The 10,490-nt window shown below is 66.9% G+C and carries 6 protein-coding genes; 5 read left to right on the forward strand and 1 reads right to left on the reverse strand.

Translation table 11 applies throughout. The features are described from left to right. The first annotated feature begins 2 nt into the window (after positions 1-2). From ACI6S0_RS16230 to ACI6S0_RS16250, 5 genes are all read left to right on the forward strand, one after another. Positions 3-2,165: an autotransporter assembly complex protein TamA gene (locus ACI6S0_RS16230; RefSeq protein WP_434403660.1), complete on the forward strand. Its 2,163-nt coding sequence runs from the start codon at positions 3-5 to the stop codon at positions 2,163-2,165. Then, entirely contained in the window at positions 2,165-6,385 is a 4,221-nt protein-coding gene (locus ACI6S0_RS16235) for a translocation/assembly module TamB domain-containing protein (protein WP_434403661.1), read from the forward strand. The genes ACI6S0_RS16230 and ACI6S0_RS16235 overlap by 1 nt, the downstream gene beginning before the upstream one ends. A 38-nt stretch (positions 6,386-6,423) precedes the next feature. Beyond that, the gene (locus tag ACI6S0_RS16240) at positions 6,424-7,119 is read left to right on the forward strand and encodes a hypothetical protein (RefSeq protein WP_099233764.1); all 696 of its coding nucleotides are present in this window, start codon (positions 6,424-6,426) and stop codon (positions 7,117-7,119) included. A gap of 63 nt (positions 7,120-7,182) precedes the next feature. After that, positions 7,183-7,989 carry a transglutaminase-like domain-containing protein gene (locus tag ACI6S0_RS16245; RefSeq protein WP_434403662.1) on the forward strand — a complete coding sequence of 269 codons (807 nt, stop codon included), beginning with the start codon at positions 7,183-7,185 and terminating at the stop codon, positions 7,987-7,989. A gap of 56 nt (positions 7,990-8,045) precedes the next feature. After that, positions 8,046-9,683 carry an alpha-N-arabinofuranosidase gene (locus tag ACI6S0_RS16250; RefSeq protein ID WP_434403663.1) on the forward strand — a complete coding sequence of 546 codons (1,638 nt, stop codon included), beginning with the start codon at positions 8,046-8,048 and terminating at the stop codon, positions 9,681-9,683. A gap of 33 nt (positions 9,684-9,716) precedes the next feature. On the opposite strand, the gene ACI6S0_RS16255 is transcribed toward ACI6S0_RS16250, so the two are convergent. Next, positions 9,717-10,469, reverse strand: coding sequence for an isocitrate lyase/PEP mutase family protein (locus ACI6S0_RS16255; protein ID WP_434403664.1), 753 nt, complete (start codon positions 10,467-10,469; stop codon positions 9,717-9,719). Positions 10,470-10,490 lie beyond the last annotated feature (21 nt).

Consider the following 10,490-nt stretch of genomic DNA (forward strand, 5'->3'; position numbering starts at 1 on the left):
AGATGAAGAAGCGGCAGGCGAGATATGTTCGGCATGCGCTGGGCATGATCATGGCAGCCGCCTCTCCCCTGCCCCTGATGGCGCAGACGGTTCCGCCCAGCACCACAGCGTCCGCCGACGAAGAACCGATCCTGCCCGACGACGAGTTCAACGCGCGCCTGCCCGGCGCCGGCAGCGTCGACGACAAGGCCAGCAATAGCGGGACCGACAGCAAGGCCCCCTTGCCTTCAATCGACGACTGGCTGGACCAGCAGATGCCGGCGCAGGCCGGTGTCCAGGGCAGCGCGCCGGCCAGCGGCACGACGCCCGCGACCGGCGCCGAACTGCCCCCCGCCACCGAACCGCCGGTCGAAACCGAACTGGCCCAGCCGCTGCCCGCGCTCGACAGCGTGACCGTGCCCGAAAATGTCGCCGATGATGACAGCGACGAAAAGACGCCCGAGGTCCGCTACGCGACCCAGCTCGACGGCTTCGGCAAGACCGGTCTGGAGGATGAGTTCCGCGCCGCATCCGCCCTGGTCGACGGCAAGGGCAAGGCCGAAACCGCATCGATGGTGCAGCAGCGCGCCCAGGCCGACGAGCAACTGGCGGTGCGGCTGTTCCATTCGGAGGGCTATTATGATGCCACCGCCCTCGCCTCGCTCGACCAGCAGCAGGATGGCACGCTGAAGGCGATCCTATCGGTGACGCCGGGCAAGCGCTACAAGATGGGCGAGATCGTCATCCATGCGCCCGAGACCATCCCACCCGGTCTGATCCGCGACAGCCTGACCTTGAAGACCGGCGATTATATCGTCGCCACAGCGGTCGAGGCGGCGGAGGCCAATGTTGCGCTCAAGCTGCCGGAACAGGGCTATGCCTTCGCCAGGATCGGCGACCGCGACATCTTGCTCGATCCCGCGACCGTGACCGGCGACTATACGCTGCCGGTCGAGCCAGGCCCGCGCGGCACATTCCGCACCATCACCACCAGCGGCGAGAAGCAGGCGTTCGGCGCCGACCATATGGCGGTGATCGCCCGCTTCGACAAAGGCGACCTCTATGACAGCCGCAAGGTCGACGATCTGCGCAAGGCGCTGGTCGCGACCGGCCTGTTCGCCAGCGTCGCGGTCGATCCGGTCCAGACCGGCGAGCCCGGCCCGGATGGCACCGAATATGTCGACCTGCATGTCGATCAGGAAGCCGGCCCGGCCCGGCGGCTGGCCGGCGAACTGGGCTATGGCACCGGACAGGGCTTCCGCGCCGAAGGCAGCTGGACCCATCGCAACCTGTTCCCGCCCGAAGGCGCCCTGATCGCCAGCGTCATCGCCGGCACCCAGGAACAGGGCGTATCGGGCACCTTCCGCCGGTCCAATGCGGGCAAGCGCGACAAGACCTTCCAGGCCGGCGCCGGCGTCAACCATCAGAAATATGACGCCTATGAAGCCTTCACCCTGGGCCTCAATGCCAGCTGGTCGCGCCAGTCGACACCGATCTTCCAGAAGCGCTGGACCTATACCTATGGCGGCGAAATCCTGCTTTCGAACGAAAATACCACGATCGACGAAAGCGGCGAAAACAAGCGGCTGACCTATTTCATCGGCGCGCTGCCGGTGCAGGTCGGCTATGACCGCTCCAACGACCTGCTCAACCCCACCAGCGGCTTCCGCGCCAATCTGCGCGTATCGCCCGAAGCGTCCCTGCAGGGCAATGTCTCGCCCTATGTCCGCGCCAGCTTCGACCTGGCCGGCTATTATCCGATTTCCGACAGTTTCGTGCTGGCGGCGCGGACCAAGATCGGCACGATCAACGGCGTCGCCCGCGACGATGTCGCCCCTTCGCGGCGCATCTATGCCGGCGGTGGCGGATCGGTGCGCGGCTATGGCTATCAGGAACTGGGGCCAAAGGACGCGAACAATGATCCGATCGGCGGCCGATCGGTCAATGAATTTGCGGTCGAGGGCCGCTATCGCTTCGGCAATTATGGCGTCGTCGCCTTCGTCGATGCGGGCCAGGTCTATGAAAGCCAGATCCCGCAATTTTCCGACATCCGCTATGGCGTGGGCCTGGGCGGACGTTTCTACACCAATTTCGGCCCCTTCCGCGCAGATATAGCCATGCCGATCAACCGCCAGCCCGGCGAATCCAAATTCGCCCTTTACATCGGTATCGGACAGGCCTTCTGATGGCGGAAAATACCCCTCCCCCCGCGCCCGAAGCGACCGAGACCGTGGTGATCCGCCAGGGCCGCCCGCTGTGGCAGAAGATCGCCATCGGCCTGGCCGGCCTGATCGTCGGGCTGGTGGTGCTGGTCGCGGGCCTGCTGCTGTTCCTCGATACCCAGCCGGGCAAGAGTTTCCTCATCAAGCAGATCGCCGCGCTCAAGATGGAATCGGGCATGGGGATCGAGGTCGGCCGGATCGAGGGATCGATCTATAGCGACATGACCATCCACGACCTGATCATGCGCGACCCCAAGGGCGTGTTCGCGGTCAGCCCCAGGGTGCATGTCGTCTGGCGCCCGTTCCGCTATCTGCAAAATCACATCTCGGTCCAGAATCTGGAAAGCCCGCTGGTGGTGCTGGCGCGCAGCCCGCAATTCAACCAGACCCCGACCGATCCCAATGCGCCGATCCTGCCCGACCTCGACATCGACGTCGACCGGATGCGGCTCGACCGTTTCTTGCTCGCCAAGCCAGTGATCGGCCAGAAGCGCGAGATCGCGATCGACAGCGTCGTCCATGTCGCCGATGGCCGTGCCCAGTTGTCCGCCAATGCGGTGGTCGACAGCGGCGACCGGCTGCAGGCGAAGCTAGACGCGGTGCCGGCGCAGAATCGCCTGGCGATGAGCGGTACGCTGACCGCACCCAAGGGCGGTGTGATCGCGGCGATGAGCGGCTTGCCCGACGGCATGACCGCCTCGCTCGACGGCAAGGGCACGTGGCAGGCCTGGAACGGCAAGCTGATCGCCACCACGCCCAAGGGCGAACTGGCCAATATCGCGCTCGCCGCCCGCGACGGCAGCTTCACCGCCAAGGGGCCGCTGCGCCCCGGCCTCGTCTATGGCGACATTGCCGACCGGCTGACGCGGCCGCAGCTCGACGTCGACCTGTTCGCCGGCCTCAACGAACGGCGCGTCAACCTCAAGGGGTCGCTGCGCTCACCCGCCATGTCGGCCGATGCGCAGGGTTTGGTGGACCTGGGCAAGAGCACATTCAGCGCGCTCAAGATCAATGCCGCGCTGCTGCAGCCGGGCGCCTTCATGGACAAGGTGAAGGGCAAGGATGTCCGCGCCTCGATCATCCTCGACGGGCCGATGGCGACGCCGTTCATCGATTATGACATCAGCGCCACATCCCTCGCCTTCGACGCCACCGGCATCGAGAATCTGAAGGCCAGCGGCCGCGCCGTGATCGATGCCGATCGCATCCGCATCCCCGTCAACGCGACCGCGAAGCGCGTGACCGGCCTCAATGCCGCCGCCGGCGGGCTGATGACCAATTTGCGGGTGAAGGGCGACTTTGCCTATGCCGGCGGCAAGCTGATCAGCGACAATCTCAAGCTAGACAGCGACAAGATCGACGCCACCGCCATCATCCTCGCCGATCTCGACAACGCCATCTACCGCGGCGCGCTAAAAGGCCGGGTCAACGACTATCGGATCGACGGCGTCGGCATCGTCAACCTCAACACCGACGTCAAGCTGATCCCCGGCCCCAAGGGCGGCTTCGGCCTGTCGGGCATGTTCGGCGTGCGCACCGCGCGCTGGGAAAATGCCTCGGTCCGCGACTTCCTGGGCGGCAATGCGGTGATGTCCGGCCGGATCGGCATGACGCCGGAGGGCAGGTTCACCCTGGCGGGGCTCAAGGGGGCCGCACCCAATTTCCAGATCAAGTCCGGTTCGGGCAGCTATGACACCAACGGCCAACTCGCCTTCGACACCGAAGCCTATTCGAAACAATATGGCCCGTTGTTCCTGACCGTGCGCGGCACGGCGGACCGGCCGCAGGCGGTGCTGCGCGCACCGCGCCCCAATGTCGGGGTGCAGCTGACCGATGTCGTCGCCAAGCTGAATGGCGAACCGGCCGGCTATCGCCTCGATGCCACGGGTGGGTCGCCCTATGGCCCCTTCTTCGCCAATGTGCTGATTCGCACCGCGCAAGGCCCGCTGACGATCGACGTGACCAAGGCGCGCTTCGCCGGGGTCGACATGAACGGCCGCATCCAGCAATCCAGTGCCGGCCCCTTCACCGGCCAGCTGGCGATGAACGGATCGGGCATCACCGGCGCGGTGAAGCTCAATGCCGTGGGCAAGCTGCAGGGCGTCGACGTCAACGCCACCGCCAGCAATGCCAAGCTGCCGGGCGAGGCCGATATCGTCATCGGCCGTGCCGTCGTCACCGCCTCCATGCTGCTGAGCGACCAGCCCAAGGTGATCGCCGACGTGCAGATGGCGAACGCCGCCTATGGCGACTATGTCGTGCGCAAGGCGCGGGCGAAGCTCGATTATCAGGGCGGGCGGGGCAAGGCCCAGCTGGTCGCCGACGGCTCCAGCGGCGTGCCCTTCTCGGTCGCGGTCAATGCCGCGCTGCGCCCCGACCTCTATGCCATCGCGTTGCAGGGCAAGGCCAGCAATGTCGATTTCCGCCTGAACCAGCCGGCGATCATCCGCGCAGAAAAGACCGGCTATCGGCTGGAACCGGTCAGCCTGGTGCTGCCGCAGGGCAAGGTCGATCTGGCCGGCCATTTCGGCACGGACACGGCGCTGCAGGCCCGATTCAAGGATTTCGACCTCGCCATCGCCAATGTCGCCAATCCGGGCCTGGGCATCGGTGGCAAGGCGACCGGCATGGTCGATTACAGCCAGAGCGGCACCGCCTTCCCGACCGCGACCACGCGCCTGGCGATCAGCGATTTCCGCCGGTCGAGCCTGGCCGCCGTGTCCGACGCGGTGTCGATGAATGTCGAGGGCAAGCTGTCCTCCGCCGGCGGCGACATGCGCGGCCTCATCCGCAAGGGCAACAGCACGATCGGCCGCTTCGTCGCCACCATGGCCCCGCCGGGACCGGGCGCCAACTGGTCGGAACAGCTGATGGCCGCGCCGCTGGGCGGCGGCATCCGCTATGCCGGCCCGGCCGACGTGCTCTTCTCCTTCGCCGGCCTTGCCGATCAGCGGCTGAGCGGCGGCATCGCGGTCGCGGCCGATTTCGGCGGCCGGCTGACCGCGCCGCAGCTCAACGGCCTGGTCCGCGCCAATGCGCTGACCTATGACAATACGAGCTTCGGCACCCGCGTCACCCAGATGAAGCTCGACGGCCGCTTCACCAACGACCGGCTCGACATTCGCGACTTTTCCGGCCGCGCCGGCAACGGCACGGTCCAGGCCAGCGGCACCGTGGGCCTGGCCGCCGACAGCGGCTTCCCGATGAACATCGCGGTCAAGATGGATCATGCCCGCCTCGCCCGCAGCGAAGCGATCACCAGCGTGGTCAGCGGCACCCTCGCTATCACCAACAGCGCGGAAAATGGCGGCCTGATCAAGGGCGACCTGTCGCTGCCCGAGACCCGCTATCGCGTCGCCTGGCAGGGCGGGACCGAGATTCGCGAATTGCAGGGCGTCCGCCGCAAGGGCGAGGGCCAGGATGTGCTGGCGCAGCGCATCGCCGACCGCAAGGCCGCCGCGGCATCGCCGACCAACTGGAAACTCGACATCCGCCTGCGCGCAGACAACCAGATCTATGTGACCGGCATGGGCCTCGATTCCGAATGGAAGACCGACATGCGCGTCACCGGCACCGCGACCAAGCCGCGCGTCAGCGGCAAGATCGAGGTGATCCGCGGCCGCTACAGCTTCTCGGGCCACCAGTTCGACCTGGATCAGGGCGTCATCACCTTCAATGGCGACATGATGAACCCGACGCTGGCGATCAAGGCGCTGACCGAGATTGACGATGTCAGCGCCGGCATCGCCGTCGCCGGCACCGCGCAGCAGCCCGACATCACATTCGTATCGACGCCGACATTGCCGCAGGACGAGATTCTCTCGCGCATCCTGTTCGGTGACAATGTCGCCAATCTGTCCGCCACTCAGGCGATCCAGTTGGCGGCTGCGCTCAACGGCCTGCGCGGCGGCAGCGGCGGGCTCAACCCGATGGGCAAGCTGCAGGGCGCATCGGGCCTCGACCGGATCGGCATCGTCGGCGGTGACGAGGATACCGGGCGCGGCACGTCGCTCGCCGTCGGCCAGCATATCTCCAACAATATCTATGTGGAGGTGGTGACGGACTCGAAGGGCTTCACCGCCACCCAGCTGGAAGTCGCCCTGTCGAAGACGCTGAGCATCCTGTCGAAGACCGGCACCAATGCGGGATCTTCCGCCGCACTTCGTTATTCCAGGGACTATTGATCCGGCGCCAGGGTGGCGCCGCCATAACAGGAGAATATGTGCCCTTCGCCCCGTCGCTCTGCCGCCCGATCATCTGTGCCGTCGCCCTCTCCGCAGCGCCGGCCGCGCTGGCGGAAACCCCGCGCGAGCTGCTGACCACGGCGGCCTTCCAGACCAGCGACAAGGCGCGGGCGCTGAGCCTCATCGGCCAGGCCATCAGCGCCGCCGACCGCATATTGATGACCGCCCCCAATGATCATGAGGCAGTGCTGCAACGCGCGGTCGCGATCGGCTATCGCGCCAAGCTGACCCGCAGCCGAGCCGATGCACGCAGCTCGCTTTCCGCGTTCGAGGCGCTGGCCGCGCGCAATCCGCGCGATGCCGAGGCACAGATGGTGATCGCCGGCTGGCATCTCGACGCGATCGACCAGCTTGGCAGCTTCATCGCCCGCACCGTGCTGGGCGCGAAGGAACAGGTGGGTGAGGCTGCCCTGGGCAAGGCGGTCGCGCTGGGCGGCAACCGCGCCTTCTATTCGGGCCTGGCGGCATTGATGCGCATCCGCGCCGATCATAATGATGTCGCCGGCGCGCTGGCGCTGGCCGAACGGGCGGCCAATGCCCCTGCCCCCGCCCCGCTCGACCAGTTGATGAAGCGCAATGCCGCCGCCATCCTGCCCGCGCTGCGCGCCGGCAACGGCAAGGCGGCCGCCGCCCAGGCGCGCAAGCTGCTGCCGTTCGGGAAGCTGCCGGAATAGCGCGACAGCGGCCTGCAGCATCGGCAGGATGACATCTTGCCGAATCTCTCCTGAAGGATGGCCATGCGTCTCGCGATCGAAGCGACCCTCGACTATGAATTTTCCGGGCCGACCGATGTATTGATGGCCGTCGAGGCCGCCGCCATGGCCGACCAGCGCATCGTCGAACAATCGCACATCATCGACAATGCCGGGCCGCTGACCAATTTGATGGGCGGCAGCGCGATCGGCCGGCGCACCTGGACGCGCAGCGGCACCGGCCGGATGCTCAGCCGCTACAGGGCGCTGGTCGATGTCGATCGGCCCGCGCCCGATCTCTTCTCGCTCGCCCGCTCGCCCTTGCCCAGCCTGCCGCAGGATGTGCTGCCCTTCATCTGGCCCAGCCGCTATTGCGAGGCGGACCGGTTCGTCAGCTTCGTCTGCGGCCATTTCGAAGGGCTGGACGGTGGCCCGCTGGTGCAGGCGCTGGTCGGCTGGGTGCATGACAATCTGCAATATGTACCGGGCAGTTCGGACATCACCACCACCGCCGCCGATACCTTCGTCGCCCAGCGTGGCGTGTGCCGCGACTTCGCGCACCTCACCGCCGCGCTGATCCGCGCGCGCGACATTCCCGCCCGGCTGGTGTCGGTCTATGCCGCCGATCTCGACCCGCCCGATTTCCACGCGGTGGTGGAGGTGTGGCTCGACGGCGCCTGGCATATGGTCGATGCGACGGGATTGGCCCCGATCGAAGGGATGGTCCGCATCGCCGTTGGCCGCGATGCCACCGACATCGCCTTCATGACCATCTTCGGCAGCGCCCAGATGAACGAACAGGCGATCCATGTGACGCGGGTGGAAGAGCCCAGGGACGTTACGGCCCCTTGACCCCGGCCCTGCCGCCCGCCTAGCCTATACTCAGACAAATTGAGGAAGGGGATGGCATGGGTGTGCAGCTTTCGGGACGGGCTTGGATGCGGACGCGGCGGGCGCTGCTGGCGGCGACGGCGGGCCTGCTCGCCGGCCTTGCCAGCGCATCGGCCCCGGCGGCTGCGCCCGGCAACGGCGCCGTCCTGACCGTTGACACCGGCAAGCCCGGCGCCACCATCGATCCCAATATCTATGGCCAGTTCGTCGAGCATCTGGGCCGTGGCGTCTATGAAGGCATATGGGTCGGGCCGGACAGCCCCATCCCCAATGTGCGCGGCATCCGCAGCGACGTGGTCGCCGCGCTGCGCCAGGTGAAGGTGCCGGTGATCCGCTGGCCGGGTGGCTGCTTTGCCGATGGCTATCATTGGCGCGACGGCATCGGCCCGGCCGCGCAGCGCCCTGCCGGCATCAACGCCGCCTGGGACAAGTCGGCCGAAACCAATGCGTTCGGCACCCATGAATATATGGATTTCCTGGACCAGATCGGCGCCAAGGCCTTCGTGTCGGTCAATGTCGGGTCGGGCAGCGTGCGCGAGGCGGACGACTGGATGCGCTACATGACCGCGCCGGCCGACAGCCAGCCGGGCAAGGAACGCGCCGCCAATGGCCATGCCGCGCCCTGGGCCGTGCCCTTCATCGGTGTGGGCAATGAAAGCTGGGGCTGTGGCGGCAACATGACCGCCGACACCTATGCCACCGCCTTCCGCCATTATGCCGCCTTCCTGCGCGCCTATTCGGGTGAACGGGCGAAGCTGATCGCAGTGGGCGCGGATACCGACGATTATGAATGGACCGAAAAGGTCATGGCGCAGGCGATGAAATGGCGCCCCAATCCCACACCGCTCGCCTACAATACCGAACGCCCGCTGATGTGGGGCCTGTCGCTCCATTTCTACAGCTTCGCCGGCAATGACTGGCGCAACAAGGGGCGCAATATCGGGTTCGGCACCGACCAATGGGCCTCCGCGCTCGCCCGCGCCCATCTGACCGACGAACTGATCCGCCGCCATGCCGCGATCATGGACCGCTATGACCCGAAAAAGCAGGTGGCGATCGCGGTCGACGAATGGGGCGCCTGGTTCGACAGCGAGAAGGACGCGCCCTCGCAACTCTACCTCGAAAGCACGCTGCGCGACGCGGTGATTGCGGGGATGAGCCTCAACATCTTCAACAATCATGCGGACCGGGTGCGCATGGCCAATGTCGCGCAGATGGTGAATGTGATCCAGTCGCTGGTGCTGACCCAGGGCGCCAAGATGGTGGTGACGCCGACCTGGCATGTGTTCGACCTCTACAAGGTCCATCAGAATGCGACGATGATCCCGGTCGATGTGCAGGCGCCCGACTATGTCGAGGGCGCGGTGCAGCTGCCGGGGCTCAGCGTGTCGGCGTCGAAGGATGCGGCGGGCGCTCTGCACCTCAGCATCGTCAATCTCGACCCCGCCGCCGCCCGGCCGGTGCGCATCGACCTGAAGGGCGGCGCTTGGCGCAAGGCCAGCGCCCGGACACTGACCGCCGCGACCATCGACACCCGCATCCGCTTCGAGGGCGCCGATCCCTTCGTGCCCGGCCCGTTGCCGGCGCGGCTGACGCAGGGGCAGGTGGCGCTGACCCTGCCGTCCAAGTCGGTGACATTGGTGACGGTGGAGTAAGGGCGCCTAGCCCCTTACTCCACCTCCGGAGCCTTACCCCTCCGCCGCCTTCAACCGTGCGGCCGCATCGTCGAACGCCGCCCAGCTGATCTGGGCCAGGCTGGCGCCGATGCTGCAACGGCGCACGCCCAGCGCCGCCAGCGCGGCGATGCCGGCCGCGTCATAGTCATGGATGACGACATTGACCGGCCTGGGCGCGACCGCCGCCACCAGTTCGGCGACGGCGCCATGGTCCAGCAGGAAAGGCACGAACAGGCAGTCGGCGCCCGCCTCCGCATAGGCGACGGCGCGGGCGATGCTCTCACTCGGCGCCATGCCGGGCACGCGGAAATTCTCGCTGCGCCCGACCAGCATCAGCGCCGGATCGACCCGGTCGATCGCCTCGCGCGCCGCCGCGATCCGCTCCACCGCCAGCGGCAGGTCATAGAGCGCGCCGCCCGACCAGTCCTCGATCGACAGGGCCGCAATGCCGGTCTGCGCCGCCAGCGTCACATTGGCGGCGACATCCTCGGGCGCATCGGCAAAGCCATTTTCGAAATCGGCATTGACCGGCAGGTCGGTCGCCGCGACCAGCATCTCCAGATGCGCCAGCACCGCGTCGCGGCCCAGTGCACCATCATCCTTGCCCGCCGCCCAGGCCGCGCCGGCACTGGTCGACGCGACCGCACGAAAGCCCTTCTTCGCCAGCCGCACCGCGCTGCCCGCGTCCCACGCATTGGGCAGCAGGAAAAAGCCATCCTGGTGCAGGGCACGGAAATCGGCGCGTTTGCGAGCGGTGTCGGTCATCGGGAAATCCTTCTTTGTCCT

The sequence above is a fragment of the Sphingobium sp. DN12 genome (assembly GCF_051058005.1).
Classification (GTDB): Bacteria; Pseudomonadota; Alphaproteobacteria; order Sphingomonadales; family Sphingomonadaceae; genus Sphingobium; species Sphingobium yanoikuyae.